Genomic DNA, 15,923 nt, shown 5'->3' with positions numbered 1-15,923 from the left:
GATACGGCCTGCCACCAGCGGTGTTGCCGACCGTTCGAACCGCCCACGCGAGCAACGTTGCATGACCATGCGAAGTCATGCATACTCTTCCTATGTCCAAGGTCCTCACCTCCCTCCCCACCGGCGAGCGCGTCGGCATTGCCTTCTCCGGCGGTCTCGACACCTCGGTCGCCGTCGCCTGGATGCGTGACAAGGGCGCCGTCCCCTGCACGTACACCGCCGACATCGGCCAGTACGACGAGCCCGACATCGCCTCCGTGCCCGGCCGCGCCTCGGCGTACGGCGCCGAGATCACCCGACTCGTCGACTGCCGTGAGGCGCTGGTCGAGGAAGGGCTCGCGGCACTGGCGTGCGGCGCCTTCCACATCAGGTCGGGCGGGCGTCCGTACTTCAACACCACGCCGCTGGGCCGCGCCGTGACCGGCACGCTCCTGGTGCGCGCGATGCTGGAGGACGGGGTGCAGATCTGGGGCGACGGCTCCACGTTCAAGGGCAACGACATCGAGCGGTTCTACCGGTACGGGCTGCTCGCCAACCCGCACCTGCGGATCTACAAGCCCTGGCTGGACGCGGACTTCGTCACGGAGCTCGGCGGCCGCAAGGAGATGTCGGAGTGGCTGCTCGCCCACGAGCTGCCCTACCGGGACTCCACGGAGAAGGCGTACTCCACGGACGCCAACATCTGGGGCGCCACGCACGAGGCCAAGACGCTCGAGCACCTGGACACCGGCCTCGAGACCGTCGACCCGATCATGGGCGTGAAGTTCTGGGACCCCTCGGTGGAGATCGACACGGAGGACGTGACGATCGGCTTCGACCAGGGCCGCCCGATCACGATCAACGGCAAGGAATTCTCCTCCGCGGTGGACCTGGTCATGGAGGCCAACGCGATCGGCGGCCGGCACGGCCTCGGCATGTCCGACCAGATCGAGAACCGGATCATCGAGGCCAAGAGCCGCGGCATCTACGAGGCGCCCGGCATGGCGCTCCTGCACATCGCCTACGAGCGCCTGGTCAACGCGATCCACAACGAGGACACGCTGGCCGCGTACCACAACGAGGGCCGGCGCCTCGGCCGGCTGATGTACGAGGGCCGCTGGCTGGACCCGCAGGCGCTGATGATCCGCGAGTCGCTGCAGCGCTGGGTCGGCACGGCCATCACCGGTGAGGTGACGCTGCGGCTGCGGCGCGGCGAGGACTACTCGATCCTCGACACCACGGGCCCGGCGTTCAGCTACCACCCGGACAAGCTCTCCATGGAGCGGACCGAGGACTCGGCGTTCGGCCCGGTGGACCGGATCGGCCAGCTCACCATGCGCAACCTCGACATCGCCGACTCCCGTGCGCGCCTTGAGCAGTACGCGGGCCTTGGCCTCGTCGGCTCCGGTCACCCGACGCCGATCGGCGCCGCTCAGGCGGCCTCGACCGGTCTGATCGGCGCCATGGACGGCGGCGGCGCGGAGGCGATCGCCTCGCGCGGTGAGACCACGGACGAGGAGTCGATGCTGGACCGCGCCGCGATGGAGTCCGGCACGGACTGACGCGGCCGCGGTCGTACGAACACGAACAGCGGGCCCCGGCGGATCACGATCCGCCGGGGCCCGCTGTCTGCTCTCAGGGGCTTTCAGTCACGTCAGGGAGCGGCCGGTGTGCGGTCGGCGCGGACCACGCCGAAGGCGTCCGCCATCCGCAGCGCCGCCTCCAGGTCGCCGTTCACGTCGATGACCTGGGCGCTGACCGCGTCCTCGAGCGGCAGGGAGCCCGCGCCCAGTTGGAGCAGCGTGCCCAGATCGGTGACGAGTGTCGCGGCGGCGTCCGGTGCGGGGCCGAGACCCGTCTCGGCGGTGCCGTCGTCGACGCGGGCGTGAAAGACGAGATCGCCGATCACCCACTCGTAGGTCTCGCGTACGCCAAGGGCGCGGTCGGGGCGGAAGGAGGCCCCGACGGCTCCGACGATGCCGTGCCGGCCGCCGGTCGCCTCGGGGTGCGCGCCGAGGATGGCGATCACCCGTGCCGCGGCCGTGAGTTCACCCTCCAGCCGGGCGAGCCCGCGCGCGATCGCGTCCTCGATGTCCACCAGGCGGGCGCCGACGGCGAGGAACGTCCCGAGGTCGGTCGTGATGGAACAGACGGCGTCCGTGGCGCCGCCGTTGCGGATGTCGAGCACGCCGTCGTCGACGCGCAGGTGGAACGTGTCGCCGTCGACCCGGAACTCGTACGTCTCCCGCAGGCCGCCGGCCTGTTCGGGCCGGAAGCTGGCGCGCAGGCAGCCCAGCACCCAGCTGAGCCGGAAGGTGTCGCCGGGCCGGGGAGCGGCCGGCAGCCGCATGCCCCAACGGGTCAGCTCGTCGAGCACCGGGCGCATGGCGGCGCCGAGTTCGGTCAGTTCGTAGACCGTCGAGGAGGCCGGTGGCGGCAGCTCGGCCTCGCTGATGATGTCCGCCTCGCGCAGTGCGCGCAGCCGTTCGGCCAGGACGTCGGGGCCGATGCCGGGCAGCCCGGCGACGAGGTCCGTGTGACGCCGGGGGCCGAGCAGCAGCTCGCGCACGACGAGAAGGGACCACCGGCCGCCGACGACGTCCAGGGCGCGCGCCGCCGGACAGGTCTGGTCATAGCTGCGTGTCATGCGGGCCGGGCCGCCTTCCCCCGTGGATGGCTGAGTTCTTGATGGTACTCAACAACTCGCCTGGTTCCGCGGCTTCTTGGGGCCGGGCCGGGCGGGGCTGACGGCGAGACAAACGCGTATGCAATGTCCCGGTGGGTCACATGTCTCATTGGGACATTTCGAGGAGTACAGTCGGAGGCGAGGGGGACAGCAGGCGCACAGCACGAGCCGAGAACGAGAAGAGGCATCCCAGATGTCAGCGCAAGAAGGCCCCGACATGCCCGCCCAGATGAAGGCCGTCCAGTACCGGAGCGTCGGCTCCGCCCCCGAGGTCGTCACCGTCCCGCGCCCGGAGCCGGGCCCCGGCCAGGTGCTCCTGAAGGTCACCGCCGCGGGCGTGTGCCACTCCGACATCGCGGTGATGAGCTGGCCCGCCGAGGCCCTGACCTTCCCGCTGCCGCTGACCCTCGGCCATGAGGGCGCCGGGACCGTGGCCGCCCTGGGAGACGGCGTGACCGGCTTCGAGATCGGCGACTCCGTGGCCGTGTACGGACCGTGGGGCTGCGGAGCCTGCCTGATGTGCTCGCAGGGCAAGGAGAACTACTGCTCGCGCGCCGCGGAGCTCGGCATCCTCCCGCCCGGACTCGGGGCGCCCGGGGCCATCGCCGAGTACATGATCGTGGACAACACGCGCCACCTGGTCCCGCTCGGCGGCCTCGACCCCGTGACCGCCGTGCCGCTCACCGACGCGGGCCTGACCCCGTACCACGCGATCAAGACCTCCCTGCCCAAGCTGACCCCCGGCAGCACCGCCGTGGTCATCGGCACCGGCGGCCTGGGTCACGTCGCGATCCAGCTGCTGCGGGCGCTGACCCCGGCGCGGGTGATCGCCCTGGACGTCACCGACGGGAAGCTGCGCCTCGCCCACAAGGTCGGCGCCCACGAGACCGTCCTGTCGGACGAGCACGCGGCGACGAGGGTCCGGGAACTGACCGGCGGACTCGGCGCGCAGGCGGTGTTCGACTTCGTCGGCGCGCCGCCCACCGTCGCCACGGCGACCGCCTGCGCGGCGGTCGAGGCGGACGTCACCATCGTCGGCATCGGCGGCGGTGCCGCGGCCGTCGGCTTCGGCACGACCCCCTACGACGCGGCGGTCCGCGCCCCGTACTGGGGCAGCAGGTCCGAACTGATCGAGGTCCTCGACCTGGCCCGGTCCGGCGCGATCGACGTGCATGTGGAGAGGTACGCACTGGAGGACGCGCCCAAGGCGTACGAGCACCTGCACGAGGGACGGATCAACGGCCGGGCGGTCATCCTGCCCCACGGCTGACCCCGCACGACGACGCACGACGCACGACGTGGGGCCCGGGACTTTCGTCCCGGGCCCCACGCGTGTGCCGCGCCGATGTGCCTGTGCACCGCACGACCTAGATGCGCAGCAGCCTTTCCGTGGCTTCGCGGTACTGCCGCAGTGCGAGGCGCAGTTCTTCCGTGTGCGCTTCGGTGTCGTGGTTCTGCCAGCTCGCGCGCAGGACGCGACGGCGTTCCGTGAGGGTTTCGGTCAGGTGCCTGACGGCGTCGTCGAAGAGGCTGTCGGCCTCTTCCACCGCCTGGCGCGGGCTCTCGACGAAGGTGCTGAGAGCCTGCTGGAGCCGTAGACCGAGCTTGTCGTGCTCGTCCTGCGGGAGCAGGGCGGAGCCGACGTCACCGGCGGTCGTGTGGGAGCCGGTCGTGTGGGAGCCGAGGTCGTGGGAGCCGGGAGCATGGGTGCCGGGCGTGTGAGTGCCGGGCGCGTGCGTGCCGGTCCCAGGGGCGCCCGTCCCAGGGGTGCCTGCGGCGGGAGAACCTGCGGCGGGAGAGCCCGGGGCCGCGGAGCCCGGGGCCGGGGGAGCGGGGTTCGCAGCCGGAGCGGGGGCGGGAGCGGGGATGTCGCTGCCCATGGCCTGCTCGCGCGGTGTGCTGTGCCGGGCGTCCGTCATGACGTGCCACTTCCCTTCGCATGGCGCCGGGGCAGTGCCCACGGTGCGTGGCCGCGGTCGGCGGTGGAGTGCCGGTCGTTCCGGGTGGAGTCGACCGTGTGCTCGGCGACGAGTGCGTCGAAGAGGCGTCGGGCCTCGACCATGGCCTCGCGCATCTCCTCGGTGCCGCCCTGTCCGCGGGCCGCCGTGTGCACGCGGCGGTAGCCGTGGACGTGGTGCGCGTGGTGGACGGAGAGCGCGGCCACCTGCTCGTCGAAGCGCTCACCGTCGGGGAATCCGCGGTCCCTGGACAGCCGGGCAAGGAGCGCGTCGGCCTCGACCACGGCCTGCTGCGGTGACTCGACGAACTGCTCCTGGACACCGGCCCACTGGGCCACGTAGCGCTCGCGTGCGCCGGGCGGCAGCGGCTCGGGCTTGAAGGAGCCGTGCAGGCGTACGCGCTCGTGCAGCTCCTGCTCGGCGGCCCGTACGTCGCCGCCGTGACGGGCGACGGTGTGGTCGTACTCGGGCCCGAAGCGGTGCTTCAGACTCTGTCCGCCGCCCTTGGCTCGCCGCATGACGACGAAGAGGACGGCGGCTGCCGCGATGACGACCACGGCGATGATGACGGCGGTGATCATGGCTGCCTCCCTTGATGTCGTGGTGTGATCAGCTGATCTCGTGTTTCGTCCAGCGCTGAGGCCGGCCGATGGGCACCCACGCGACGCGGGCACCGATCGGGGCGTCTGTGATCAGCGTGTGGACGACTGCTTCCGGATTCGCATGGCGGCCGAGTACCCCCATGTCCGGCAAACAGTCGACCGAGTGCCGATCCACGTGTCAGGAGGCGCCGAAGGTACGCCGGTAGGCCTCGGGAGGCAGGCCGGTGACGCGGGTGAAGTGGCGCCGGAGCGTGGCCGAGGTCCCCATGCCCGTCCGGGCCGCGATCCGTTCGACGCTCTCGTCGCTTGACTCCAGCAACTCCTGCGCCAGGCGCACGCGTTGACCGAGCAGCCAGCGCAGCGGCGCCGTGCCCGTCACGGCGTGGAAGTGCCGGGACAGATTGCGGCTGCTCATGCCCGCCTGCCGGGCCAGGTCCTCCACGGTGAGCGGCTGATCGAGGCGGGCCAGTATCCAGGGCAGCAGATCGGCCAGGGGGTGGTCGCGTCCGTGCGTCACGGGTGCCGGGATGAACTGCGCCTGCCCGCCGTCCCGGTGGGGCGGGGTCACGAGCCGCCGGGCCAGTGCGTTGGCCACCGTCGCCCCGTGGTCGGCGCGCACGATGTGCAGGCACAGATCCATGCCGGCGGCCTTGCCCGCCGAGGTGAGGACGCTGCCCTCGTCGGTGAAGAGGACCCCCGCGTCGACCGTGACGCGGGGGTGGAGCGCGGCGAGCCGCTCGGCGTGGGCCCAGTGCGTGGTGGCCCGGCGGCCGTCGAGCAGACCGGCCGCGGCCAGGACGAAGGCGCCCGTGCACAGCGAGACGATGCGGGCACCTGACGCGTGGGCGGTGCGCAGGGCCTCGGTCAACTCGCCCGGCGGGACGCCGCCGATGTCGCGCCAGGCCGGGACGATCACCGTTTGCGCGGTGGCGACGGCCTCCAGGCCCTGGGTGGGCTCGGCGTGCAGCCACTGCCCCACGCGTGTCCCGGCCGTGCCGCACACGGTGAACGAGTACCAGGACCCGGCCAGATCGGAGTGGTCCGAACCGAAGACCTCGAAGGCCGCGGCGGCCTCGAAAAGCATGCTGCCCTCGGGAAGTGCCATCGCCACGGTCTGCATGTCCGAAACTGTACGCCCCTCGTCATTCCGGCCGCTGGTGGTGCGCGGGCCGGCAGCGGAACATGGTGCTCGCAGGGCACAACAGCCCTCCGGACAACGGGAGTCAACCATGAGCAGCACCCCTTCCACGCCCACCGCGCAGGCCGCCGGCGTCCGTCCCGACGGACGCACGGTCGCCGTCGTCGGGGCGTACGGCCACACCGGCCGTTTCGTCGTGGCGGAGCTGCTGCGGCGCGGTGTGACGCCGCTGCTCGTGGGGCGCGACCGGGAGAAGCTGGAGGCGCTGCACGGCCTGGCCCCCGGTGCGCCCGTACGCGTGGCGTCCACCGGGGACGCGGCCTCCCTCGACCGCGCGCTCGACGGCGCGTCGGCGGTCGTCAACAGCGCGGGGCCCTTCCTCGACACGGCCCTGCCCGTGGCCGACGCGGCACTGCGCGCGGGCATCCCGTACCTGGACGTCGCCGCCGAACAGGGCGTCAGCGCCGCCCTGTTCGACACCTACGGCGAGCGTGCGCGAGAGGCGGGCGTCGTCATCGCCCCGTCCCTGGCGTTCTACGGCGGCCTGGGCGACCTGCTGGCCACCGCCGCGCTGGGGGAGTGGCCGGACGCGGACGAGATCACTCTCGCGTACGCCCTCGACAGCTGGCATCCGACCCAGGGCACCCGGCGTACCGGTGAGAGCAACGCCGGGCAGCACCTCGTCTACACCGGAGGCGAACTGCGCCCGTTCGACTACTCCCAGGACGCCTTCCCGTGGGACTTCCCCGAGCCGTTCGGCACCCAGGAGGCCTCCGCGTTCGCGACGGCCGACCAGGTCACCCTGCCGCGCCACGTGCGGACCCCCGAGGTGCGGGCGGTGATGAACCTCGCGCCGCTGCGGGACATCCGGGCCGAGGAGACTCCGGCGCCCGAGCCCGCTGACGCCGCCGGGCGCTCCGCGCAGACCTTCCTCGTCGAGGCGGTCGTCCGGCGCGGGACGGAGACCCGGCGCGCGGTGGCGGGCGGGCGCGACATCTACGCCGTGACGGCACCGCTCGTCGTGGAGGCCGTCGAGCGCCTCCTCGACGGACGCGGCAAGGCTCCGGGCGTACGCGCGGCCGGGGAGGCCTTCGACGCCGCGGACTTCCTGCGGGCGCTCACCCCCGAGCACCTGACCCGGCTCGACCTGCCGTCCTAGCCGGGCCGACACGCCCCGCCCCGCGGCGGGCGCCGTATCCGCCGTGTCGGATGACATGCTGAAACGACGGACCACGCGAAGGGCAAGGGTGACGTGCTGACCGTGCTGGTGCTGGCCGCCGATCACCGGGCAGGAGACCTGATCCCGCAGATCGAGGCCGTCCCCGGTGTGTACGTCATCTCCCAGACGGACGACAGCTTCCTCGCCATGGCGCGGGCCCGCGCCCTGCTGCCCGACGTCCTGGTCATCGACCTCAGCGCCCGTTTCGCGGGCGACGCCGCGACGGTCATCGACCAGGCCCGGCAACTGCGGCCGCCCAGCCACATCCTGGTCCACTCGGGCGACACCTTGGTGGGGGCCGTTTCCCCCGACGGCGCGGTCGGACCGGCTGCCGCCGGTTCACCGCCGGGGCTCGGCCACGCGCTGGCGCGTCTGGCGGGTGACGCGGCCCCGCTGCCGTGAAGGGCGCCCTACGCCTCCGCGACCCGTACCGAGAGCCCGTAGTCCAGCTCGGACCCGTCGACGAGAACTGCCTCGACGGTGCGGGTCTCGGGGTCGATGTCGGCCTCCATGCCGTCCCCGGCGAACCGGGGGAACCCGGAGGCCCCGGTCTCGCCCGTGGCCACCACGACGGCCGAGCGCAGGGCGTCGCGGCCATCGGTGGTACTTGAGCCGTCCCCCGAGAACTCGGGGACCAGCAGGATCTCGAAACGCTGCGGGACAGTGTTCATGACCGTGACGCTAGACAGGAGTCGCGCACCACGCATGTCCACCGCTGCCGCCCGGCGCCGCCCATCGCGCTAGCCGAGCGTCAGCTCGACGCTCAGCCGCCCCTGGTGGGCGGCTCGCGCCGACGGTTCGACGCGGACGGTGGCCTCGGCGGTGCCGGACGGGCCCATGAGAGGGTCCGCCCGGCAGATGAGCGTGTACGCGCCCGGTGTGGGGGCGACGAGGGAGAAACGTCCCTCGGCGTCCGTCACGGCAGCGATGTCCGGCAGGGGCCGCGGACCCTCGGTGAACAGGACGTGGGCGCCCGTCACCGGGGTGCCCGAGGTGTCGCGGACGACGCCGGTGATCTCCACTGCGGACCTGCTGCCGTTCATCGGGGTGCGCTCACGCCTTCCATGCCACGTAGTTGTTGTAGACGGGTGTGGTGAACCGGGTTCCCGAGTTCACCCGGGCTCCGCCGTAGGCGTGGATGCCGAAGCCGTAGCGGCCGGTGCTGTCGATGCGGTAGACGGAACTGCCGCTCTGCCCGCCCGCGGTGTCGATGTCGTAGTACACCTTGCGAGGGGCGACCGAGTCGATCCCGCGCGCCGCGTACCACTGCGTCCCGGACGGCTTGTCGCCCGGATAGCCGGAGATGTTGCCGGTGGTCTTGAGCAGGTCCGAGTCCGACCAGACGCCGAAGCCGAACCAGCCCGTGGTGGAGCCGATGTTGGAGGGCGTGATGATGGCGCCGTAGTCGAAGTTCTCGTCGCCGTTGGTCGTCCAGCCGGTCACGGAGCGGAAGCTCGTGCAGGTGATGCTGCCGTAGGGCAGCGAGGCTCCGTTGCGTCCCGGCATGACCTGGATGCTCTTCACCCAGCCGTCCCGGCCCGCCACGCCGCTGCCCTTGATGTAGACGCAGTGGCCGGCGGTCGCGAGGGTGTGGGGTCCGAGCAGCCACCCGGTGCCCTGGTAGAGGGCGTTGTCGCGGGCGGTGATCAGCAGGTAGCAGTGCACCCGCCACGGGTACACGCTGGTGTTGGTGATCTGGATGCGGTCGTCGGGGCCGTGCACGGTCTCCGGGGCCAGGGGCGGCGGGCCGTACGAGGCTTCGCCGATGTCGGGCAGTGAGGCGGTGGGGGCCGTCCAGGCCTCGGGCGCGAAGTGCTCCGGGCGCCGGTAGCCCTCGACGTGCTCCAGGCCTTCACCCGTCGAGTGCTGGGCCTGGCCCTCCGTCCCCTCGGAGGGCGGCTGCAGCACCGCCTCCTGCTCGGCGGCCAGGGTTATCGCTCCGTCGTCCGGCTCGTTCGTCACTGCGGTGTGTGGATCTTGCGCCATTCTGGATCACCCGGCTTCTCTCAGAGCTGCGATGTGATGCCTTGCAGGACGCCGCGGCCGCAACGTTTCTGGGTCGATTCCCTTGTCTACTGCCGCCGGACAAGTGTCGCAATGAGCCTTTTGCGCCGACCGTCGCACGGGCGCGCGCCTGGGGTTCAGAAGCTCCACGGGCGTCAACTGCCCGGCTCCCGGGGCACATTCGACGCTCGGGCCGTCAGCTCGCCCCGCCGCCTCACGGCGAACGGCCCGGGGCGGGTCCCAGCAGTCACCGCCGGGCACCCGCGCCCCGCCCACTGCCGGAGCGGGCGGGGCGCGATGCCTCAATCACGACTCGAACAAACAACCAGCCCCAGGGAGCCGCCCGTTCCGCCCTGCGGGGAGCCCGCGGGGAGCCCGCGGGGAGCTAAGGGCGCGCGTAGGGCCGGGTCATGATCTCCATGTTGTGGCCGTCCGGGTCGTCGAAGTACGCGCCACGGCCGCCGAACAGACGGTTGATCTGGCCGGGTTCGGTGTGGCTCGGGTCCGCGTAGTAGGTGACCCCGACCGCCTCCAGGCGGGCGATCATCGCGTCGAACTGCTCGTCGGGCACGAGGAACGCGTAGTGCTGGGACTGGACCGGCTCATCGGTCAGCTCGTAGTAGTCGAGCGTCACGCCGTTGCCCAGGTCGACGGGCAGGAACGGCCCGAACGGGGCGCCGACCTTCAGGCCCAGGATCACGGCGAGGAACTCGGCGGACAGCTGCCGGTCCTTGGCGTAGACGGCGGTGTGGTTCAACTGGACGGTGGTGACAGGCGATTCGAGGTCGTGCGAGTGCTCGTACTGGTGCTGCGACATGGGTGAGATCTCTTCCGGGTCTGGGAATCCACTGGCGGTGCGCCGCATGTAGGCGCTGTGGGAAGTCGGAAGAGGGGACGGCGGGGCTCTGGCCCGCCTCGCGCTCACGCCAAGGCCGGATGCCTCACTCGTACGTGGCCCATGGCCGACCCGGCAGTCACGCGAATGATCTTAGTGAGCGCCTCGGGGCGGGGCAACGCCGTTTTCCCGCCGGGTCGGCGGGGTGCCCGCCTCGCCCCCGACCGGCGGCACACCCCGGACGGCCGGGGGTTAGCCTCGACCAGGACGACTGGGCACTGGGCAGCGGAAGGGAGACGGGCGTGGCGGAGCAGGAGCGGCGGTCCCGGCGGCGGGGGCAGGGTGAGCTGGAGGCACTGGTGCTCTCGGCCCTGCGCGAGGCGGAGGGCCCCGCGACCGCGGGCTGGGTGCAGGAGCGGCTCGGCGAGGACCTCGCGTACACGACCGTCGTGACGATCCTGAGCCGTCTCCTCGACAAGGGGGCGGTGACGCGCGAGCGCGCGGGACGCTCCTTCGCGTGGACGCCGTCGGCCGACGAGGCGGGCCTCGCGGCACGCAAGATGCGCAAGGTGCTCGACGGCGAGCGTGACCGGGAGGCGGTCCTCGCCAGCTTCCTCACGGCGCTGCCGCCGGGTGACGAGCAGGTGCTGCGCGAGCTCCTGCGGCAGGCCGAGGCGGAGAAGGACGTCTGAACCGTCATGGGGATGTTCGTCCTGCTGCCGCTCGTCCTGCCGCTGACGGCCTGGCCGGTCGCCCGGCTCGCCGAGCAGCGGTTGCACCCGCGGACGGCGACCCGGCTGCTCACGACGGTCGCCGCCGTCATGGCGCTGTGCAGCACGCTGTGCCTGGGCCTCCTGATGGTCGTCGGCACGGCGCAGCTGCCCGGCAACCCGCTGCCCGACGGCTGGTCGGACCCCGAGGTCCGCGCGGCTGTCCCGTACGACGGGGTCGCGGGGCGCCTCGCGATCCCGGGGCTGCTCGCCGTGGCCCTGGCGTGCGGCAGGACACTGTGGCGGCACGGCCAGGTGCGCCGCCGTGCCCACCGCGCGCTCGCCGGGCTGCCCGGCACGTCCGTCGCCGTCCTGCCCGACACCGTGCCCTACGCCTACGCGCTGCCCGGCGGCGCCCGTGACCGGGTCGTGGTGACCACCGCGCTGCTCGACTGCCTGGCCCCCGCCGAGCGCCGCGCCCTGTTCGCCCATGAGCGCGCCCACCTCGCGACCCGGCACCACCGCTACCTCCTGGCCGTACAGCTGGCCGCGCGCGCCAATCCGTTCCTGCGCCCGCTGCGCACCGCCGTGTCCTACACCACCGAGCGCTGGGCCGACGAGGACGCCGCCCATGCCGTCGGCGACCGCAAGGCCGTGGCCCGCGCCATCGGCAAGGCGGCTCTCCACTCCCGGGGCGCTCCGGCCCCGACCCTGGCCGGGCTCGCGGCTCCGGGGCCCGTGCCGCGCCGGGTCGCGGCCCTCCTGGGCCCGGCCCCCTCGGTGCGCAGCTGGCCGTCGCTGTTCACCGCGGTGGGGCTGGCGGCGTGGGCGGCCGCCGCGGGGGCGGCGGTCTCGGCCATGTCGTCGGCGAACTCCGCCGTGACGATGGTCATCATCCTGCACGCGGCCACGCCGCTTTAGGGCACAGGTCCCGGGTTCTGGGGCACAGGTCCCGCCAGACTCGCTTTGCCGTTCCTTTACAGTGGGTGTAGAAGCACCACCGCTTCCCTGCCACCGCCCTCGTACGACACTTCGTACGAGTACGAGAAGGAGCCACGGACCCGCAATGGGTGAGCCTCCCAGTACGAACCGTGCCACGTCCCGCCCGCTGTCCGAGCGCGAGGGAACGGGGGTGGCACGGTGACCGAGATCCTGCTTCTGCTGCTCGCCCTGCTCCTCACGCTCGCCTGCGCGCTGTTCGTGGCGGCCGAGTTCTCCCTGACCACCGTCGAGCGCGGTGATCTGGAGCGCGCCGCCGAGGCCCGCGAGCGGGGCGCCGAAAGCGCCCTGAAGGCGGTCCGGCGCCTCACCCTCCAGCTGTCCGGCGCCCAGCTCGGCATCACCGTCACCTCACTGGTGATCGGCATGCTCGCCGAACCCTCGCTCGCGGCGCTCCTGCGCGGCCCGCTGGAGGCCGCGGGTCTCGGGGCCGCCGCTCCCACCACGGCCACGCTGCTCGGTGTGGCGCTCTCCACCGTGATCCTGATGGTCGTCGGCGAGCTGGTGCCGAAGAACTGGGCGATCTCCCGGCCGCTGGCCGTCGCCAAGGTGGTCGCGGCACCCCAGCGAGGCTTCACCGCCGCCTTCGGACCGTTCATCCGGCACCTGAACGACACCGCGAACCACGTCGTACGCCGCTTCGGCCTGGAACCCGCCGAGGAGCTGGCCTCCGCACGCACCCCCGAGGAACTGGTCGCCCTCGCCCGGCGGTCGGCCGCCGAGGGCGCCCTGGAGGCGGACTCCGCCGAACTGTTCGTGCGCACGCTGCACCTGAGCGAGCTGACCGCGGAGAACGTGATGACCCCGCGCGTCGACGTACGGGCCCTGGAGGCGCACGCCACGGCCGCCGACGCGGCGAACCTGACGCACGCCACGGGCCTGTCCCGCTTCCCCGTCTTCCGCGACAGCCTGGACGAGGTCATCGGCACCGTCCACATCCGCGACGTGCTCGCCCTGGCCCCCGACAAGCGCCGGCTCACCCCGGTCACCGACCTGGCCACCGAACCCCTCCTCGTGCCCGACAGCCTGCCCGCCGACCGGCTCCTGGAGCGCATGCGGGAGACCCGCACGATGGCCGTGGTCATCGACGAGTACGGCGGCACGGCCGGTGTGGCGACGGTGGAGGACATCGTCGAGGAGGTCGTGGGCGAGGTCCGCGACGAGCACGACCCCGTCGAGATCCCGGACCTGCTGCCCGCCCAGGCGGCCCCGGACGGCCGCGCCGTGTGGGAGGCCGACGGGAGCGTCCGCATCGACCGGCTCGCCGCGATAGGACTCACCGCGCCCGAAGGGCCGTACGAGACCGTGGCCGGGCTGATCGCCACCCGCCTCTCCCGCATCCCGGCCCAGGGGGACGCCGTCGACCTGGACGGCTGGCAACTGTCCGTCCTGGCGGTCGAGCACCACCGCGCCGACCGGATCCGCATCACCGAACCCGCGCTCCAGATGCTCGGCCAGGCCGTGGAGGAAGCCCGATGACCACGCTCCAGCTCGCCATCGGCGCCCTGACCCTGCTCACCAACGCGTTCTTCGTCGGCGCCGAGTTCGCCCTGATCTCCGTGCGCCGCAGCCAGATCGAACCCCGCGCCCAGGAGGGCGACAAGCGCGCCCGCATCACCCTGTGGGGCCTGCAGCACATCTCCGCGATGATGGCCACCGCCCAACTCGGCATCACCGTCTCCTCCTTGGTGCTCGGCGCGGTCGCCGAACCCGCCATCGCGCACCTCCTGGAGCCCGCCTTCGAGGCGGTCCACATCCCGCACGCCCTGGTGCATCCGATCGCCTTCGTCATCGCCCTGACGGTGGCGACGTATCTGCACATGCTGATCGGCGAGATGATCCCCAAGAACATCGCGCTCGCCGCGCCCGCCAAGACCGCCCTGCTGCTGGGCCCGCCGCTGGTGGCGCTCACCCGCGCCCTCAGGCCGGTCGTCTTCGGCATCAACGCCTTCGCCAACACCCTCCTCAAGCTGCTCAGGGTCGAACCGAAGGACGAGGTCGAGTCCGTCTACACCGACGACCAGCTCGCCCGCATGGTCGTCGACTCCAGCGAGGCGGGTCTCCTCTCGGCGGCCGACGGCGAGCGGCTGCGCGACGCCCTGGAGCTGGGCACCCGGCCGGTCGGCGAGATCCTCGTGCCGGCGGCCAAGATGCGCACCGTCGACCACACGGTCACCCCGGCGCGCCTGGAGCGGGTGGCCGCGGACGCGGGCTTCTCCCGCTTCCCGGTGACAGGGCCCGAGGGCACCCTGCTCGGCTACCTCCACATCAAGGACACCCTCGGCATCGCCGAGCGGGACCGGCCCTTCCCGCGCGCCGCGTTGCACGTGGTCACGCGGGTGCACATCGACACCCCGCTCGACGACACGCTCACCGCGCTGCGGGCCGCGGGCAGTCATCTGGCGGCGGTCACCGGCGAGAGCGGCACGGTGCTCGGGTTCGTCACCATGGAGGACGTGCTGTCCGAGCTGGTCGGCCCCGCACCGGCGGCACTCAGCTGATTCACAGGTGGCGCGACTGTACGTGCGGGGGCTCCGGTGGCTAGGGTGCCCGTGATGTTCTACACAGGTGTAGCACCCGCACTGGACGTGAGACGCGAGACCGCGGGCCCGGGTTCCCCCGGGAGGTCCCGTGAGTGAGCCTGTCCGCTCGATGCACCGGACCGGGGCATTGCGCACGCCGCTGCCCGCCGCGCGCGATGCCCCTCCACAGGCTCCGGCGCCCCCCACGGTGGTGCCGGAGCCTCCGGTCAAACGCCGGGACTCGTTCTTCGACAACGCCAAGTACCTGGCGATCGTGCTCGTCGCGATGGGCCACGCCTGGGAGCCGCTGCGCGGCGACAGCCGGGCGGCCGCCGCGCTCTACATCACCGTCTACACCTTCCACATGCCGGCGTTCATCGTCATCTCCGGCTACTTCTCGCGGAGTTTCGACGCCAGCCCCGGCCGCCTCAAGCGCCTGGTGACGGGCATCGCGGTGCCGTACGTCATCTTCGAGGTGGCCTACACCTTCTTCAAGCGTTGGGCGGGTGACGACCCGACGTACCCGATCAGCCTGCTCGACCCCTGGTATCTCACCTGGTTCCTGGTCGCGCTCTTCGTCTGGCGGCTGACCACGCCGCTGTGGAAGGTGGTCCGCCGGCCGCTCCCCATAGCGCTGGCCATCGCCGTGCTCGCCTCCGTCTCGCCGGACATCGGCGACGACCTGGACCTCCAGCGCGTGCTGCAGTTCCTGCCGTTCTTCGTCCTCGGCCTGTGCCTGAAGCCCGAGCACTTCCAGATCGTGCGCCGCCGGGAGGCCCGCATCCTGGCGCTGCCGGTCTTTGCGGGGGCCCTGCTCTTCGCGTACTGGGCGGCGCCGCGCATGAACGCCGCCTGGTTCTACCGCCGGGACAGCGCGCAGGAGCTAGCGGCGCCCGGCTGGTCCGGGGCCGTCATGACGCTCGGCATGTTCGGCTGCTCGGTGATCCTCGTCGCGTGCTTCTTCGCCTGGGTGCCGGGCCGCAGACTGTGGTTCACCGCGCTCGGCGCCGGCACCCTCTACGGCTATCTGCTGCACGGCTTCGTCGCCAAGGGCTCCCGCTTCTGGGACTGGTACGACCTCGACTGGCTGCACACCCCGCTGGGCGAGATCACGGTCACCCTCTGCGCGGCGGCCCTCATCACCGCGCTGTGCACGCCGCCGGTGCAGCGCCTCTTCAAGTTCGCGATGGAGCCCGAGATGGAGTGGGCGTTCAAGAAGGACGCGAAGGCGATGGCACGAGGCCGGGGCGCGCACCGGCGGCGATGACCGG

At 72.2% G+C, this 15,923-nt stretch carries 17 protein-coding genes; 9 read left to right on the top strand and 8 right to left on the bottom strand.

The window, feature by feature from the left end:
* Positions 1 to 92: 92 nt before the first annotated feature.
* Positions 93 to 1,541, top strand: coding sequence for an argininosuccinate synthase (argG, locus tag ACWFRU_RS13590; RefSeq protein WP_453686470.1), 1,449 nt, complete (start codon positions 93 to 95; stop codon positions 1,539 to 1,541).
* Between the two features lie 92 nt (positions 1,542 to 1,633).
* On the opposite strand, the gene ACWFRU_RS13585 is transcribed toward argG, so the two are convergent.
* Positions 1,634 to 2,626: a winged helix-turn-helix transcriptional regulator gene (locus ACWFRU_RS13585; RefSeq protein WP_453686469.1), complete on the bottom strand. Its 993-nt coding sequence runs from the start codon at positions 2,624 to 2,626 to the stop codon at positions 1,634 to 1,636.
* Between the two features lie 268 nt (positions 2,627 to 2,894).
* Between ACWFRU_RS13585 and ACWFRU_RS13580 the strand changes: the two genes are divergently transcribed.
* Complete coding sequence (locus ACWFRU_RS13580) at positions 2,895 to 3,935, top strand: NAD(P)-dependent alcohol dehydrogenase (RefSeq protein WP_453686793.1); 1,041 nt, start codon at positions 2,895 to 2,897, stop codon at positions 3,933 to 3,935.
* 97 nt (positions 3,936 to 4,032) lie between these two features.
* On the opposite strand, the gene ACWFRU_RS13575 is transcribed toward ACWFRU_RS13580, so the two are convergent.
* From ACWFRU_RS13575 to ACWFRU_RS13565, 3 genes are all read right to left on the bottom strand, one after another.
* The gene (locus ACWFRU_RS13575) at positions 4,033 to 4,584 is read right to left on the bottom strand and encodes a hypothetical protein (protein ID WP_453686468.1); all 552 of its coding nucleotides are present in this window, start codon (positions 4,582 to 4,584) and stop codon (positions 4,033 to 4,035) included.
* Positions 4,581 to 5,204, bottom strand: a complete 624-nt coding sequence (locus ACWFRU_RS13570; protein WP_453686466.1) for a hypothetical protein — start codon at positions 5,202 to 5,204, stop codon at positions 4,581 to 4,583. Before ACWFRU_RS13570 ends, ACWFRU_RS13575 begins: the two co-directional genes overlap by 4 nt.
* Positions 5,205 to 5,403: 199 nt before the next feature.
* On the bottom strand, positions 5,404 to 6,345 hold the full coding sequence (locus ACWFRU_RS13565; protein WP_453686464.1) for a helix-turn-helix domain-containing protein: 942 nt from the start codon (positions 6,343 to 6,345) through the stop codon (positions 5,404 to 5,406).
* A 109-nt stretch (positions 6,346 to 6,454) separates the two neighbouring features.
* Here ACWFRU_RS13565 and ACWFRU_RS13560 point away from each other — a divergent pair, with 109 nt between their 5' ends.
* Together ACWFRU_RS13560 and ACWFRU_RS13555 are read left to right on the top strand one after the other, a co-directional pair.
* On the top strand, positions 6,455 to 7,522 hold the full coding sequence (locus ACWFRU_RS13560) for a saccharopine dehydrogenase family protein (protein WP_453686463.1): 1,068 nt from the start codon (positions 6,455 to 6,457) through the stop codon (positions 7,520 to 7,522).
* A gap of 93 nt (positions 7,523 to 7,615) precedes the next feature.
* Complete coding sequence (locus tag ACWFRU_RS13555; RefSeq protein WP_453686461.1) at positions 7,616 to 7,984, top strand: hypothetical protein; 369 nt, start codon at positions 7,616 to 7,618, stop codon at positions 7,982 to 7,984.
* Between the two features lie 8 nt (positions 7,985 to 7,992).
* Here ACWFRU_RS13555 and ACWFRU_RS13550 read toward each other — a convergent pair whose 3' ends face one another.
* The 4 genes from ACWFRU_RS13550 to ACWFRU_RS13535 all read right to left on the bottom strand — a co-directional run bounded on the left by ACWFRU_RS13550 (position 7,993) and on the right by ACWFRU_RS13535 (position 10,403).
* Entirely contained in the window at positions 7,993 to 8,253 is a 261-nt protein-coding gene (locus tag ACWFRU_RS13550) for a hypothetical protein (protein WP_453686459.1), read from the bottom strand.
* Between the two features lie 69 nt (positions 8,254 to 8,322).
* Positions 8,323 to 8,625, bottom strand: a complete 303-nt coding sequence (locus tag ACWFRU_RS13545) for a carboxypeptidase-like regulatory domain-containing protein (protein ID WP_453686458.1) — start codon at positions 8,623 to 8,625, stop codon at positions 8,323 to 8,325.
* Between the two features lie 10 nt (positions 8,626 to 8,635).
* Positions 8,636 to 9,544 (bottom strand): trypsin-like serine peptidase, encoded by a 909-nt coding sequence (locus ACWFRU_RS13540; protein WP_453686456.1) that lies wholly within the window; start codon positions 9,542 to 9,544, stop codon positions 8,636 to 8,638.
* Between the two features lie 427 nt (positions 9,545 to 9,971).
* Positions 9,972 to 10,403 (bottom strand): VOC family protein, encoded by a 432-nt coding sequence (locus ACWFRU_RS13535; RefSeq protein ID WP_453686454.1) that lies wholly within the window; start codon positions 10,401 to 10,403, stop codon positions 9,972 to 9,974.
* Between the two features lie 320 nt (positions 10,404 to 10,723).
* On the opposite strand from ACWFRU_RS13535, the gene ACWFRU_RS13530 reads away from it, so the two are divergent.
* The 5 genes from ACWFRU_RS13530 (at position 10,724) to ACWFRU_RS13510 (ending at position 15,919) form a co-directional block, all read left to right on the top strand.
* Positions 10,724 to 11,113: a BlaI/MecI/CopY family transcriptional regulator gene (locus ACWFRU_RS13530; RefSeq protein ID WP_453686452.1), complete on the top strand. Its 390-nt coding sequence runs from the start codon at positions 10,724 to 10,726 to the stop codon at positions 11,111 to 11,113.
* A gap of 6 nt (positions 11,114 to 11,119) precedes the next feature.
* Complete coding sequence (locus ACWFRU_RS13525) at positions 11,120 to 12,052, top strand: M56 family metallopeptidase (protein ID WP_453686450.1); 933 nt, start codon at positions 11,120 to 11,122, stop codon at positions 12,050 to 12,052.
* A gap of 219 nt (positions 12,053 to 12,271) precedes the next feature.
* Entirely contained in the window at positions 12,272 to 13,609 is a 1,338-nt protein-coding gene (locus ACWFRU_RS13520) for a hemolysin family protein (protein WP_453686448.1), read from the top strand.
* Positions 13,606 to 14,631, top strand: a complete 1,026-nt coding sequence (locus ACWFRU_RS13515; protein ID WP_453686446.1) for a hemolysin family protein — start codon at positions 13,606 to 13,608, stop codon at positions 14,629 to 14,631. Before ACWFRU_RS13520 ends, ACWFRU_RS13515 begins: the two co-directional genes overlap by 4 nt.
* A 151-nt stretch (positions 14,632 to 14,782) precedes the next feature.
* Positions 14,783 to 15,919: an acyltransferase family protein gene (locus ACWFRU_RS13510; RefSeq protein WP_453686791.1), complete on the top strand. Its 1,137-nt coding sequence runs from the start codon at positions 14,783 to 14,785 to the stop codon at positions 15,917 to 15,919.
* Positions 15,920 to 15,923: the final 4 nt, after the last annotated feature.

It is taken from the genome of Streptomyces sp. NPDC055099, from assembly GCF_053607685.1.
Note: the sequence above shows the minus strand (reverse complement) of the source record. Positions and strands in the feature narration are given on the sequence as shown.

Excerpts from the sequence above, each read along its gene's own strand:
- ACWFRU_RS13550 (WP_453686459.1), bottom strand. The coding sequence starts at position 8,253 with ATGAACACTGTCCCGCAGCGTTTCGAGATCCTGCTGGTCCCCGAGTTC.
- ACWFRU_RS13565 (WP_453686464.1), bottom strand. The coding sequence starts at position 6,345 with ATGCAGACCGTGGCGATGGCACTTCCCGAGGGCAGCATGCTTTTCGAG.
- ACWFRU_RS13525 (WP_453686450.1), top strand. The coding sequence starts at position 11,120 with ATGGGGATGTTCGTCCTGCTGCCGCTCGTCCTGCCGCTGACGGCCTGG.
- ACWFRU_RS13580 (WP_453686793.1), top strand. The coding sequence starts at position 2,895 with ATGAAGGCCGTCCAGTACCGGAGCGTCGGCTCCGCCCCCGAGGTCGTC.
- ACWFRU_RS13535 (WP_453686454.1), bottom strand. The coding sequence starts at position 10,403 with ATGTCGCAGCACCAGTACGAGCACTCGCACGACCTCGAATCGCCTGTC.
- ACWFRU_RS13560 (WP_453686463.1), top strand. The coding sequence starts at position 6,455 with ATGAGCAGCACCCCTTCCACGCCCACCGCGCAGGCCGCCGGCGTCCGT.
- ACWFRU_RS13575 (WP_453686468.1), bottom strand. The coding sequence starts at position 4,584 with ATGACGGACGCCCGGCACAGCACACCGCGCGAGCAGGCCATGGGCAGC.
- ACWFRU_RS13545 (WP_453686458.1), bottom strand. The coding sequence starts at position 8,625 with ATGAACGGCAGCAGGTCCGCAGTGGAGATCACCGGCGTCGTCCGCGAC.
- ACWFRU_RS13510 (WP_453686791.1), top strand. The coding sequence starts at position 14,783 with ATGCACCGGACCGGGGCATTGCGCACGCCGCTGCCCGCCGCGCGCGAT.
- ACWFRU_RS13570 (WP_453686466.1), bottom strand. The coding sequence starts at position 5,204 with ATGATCACCGCCGTCATCATCGCCGTGGTCGTCATCGCGGCAGCCGCC.
- ACWFRU_RS13585 (WP_453686469.1), bottom strand. The coding sequence starts at position 2,626 with ATGACACGCAGCTATGACCAGACCTGTCCGGCGGCGCGCGCCCTGGAC.
- argG (WP_453686470.1), top strand. The coding sequence starts at position 93 with ATGTCCAAGGTCCTCACCTCCCTCCCCACCGGCGAGCGCGTCGGCATT.
- ACWFRU_RS13515 (WP_453686446.1), top strand. The coding sequence starts at position 13,606 with ATGACCACGCTCCAGCTCGCCATCGGCGCCCTGACCCTGCTCACCAAC.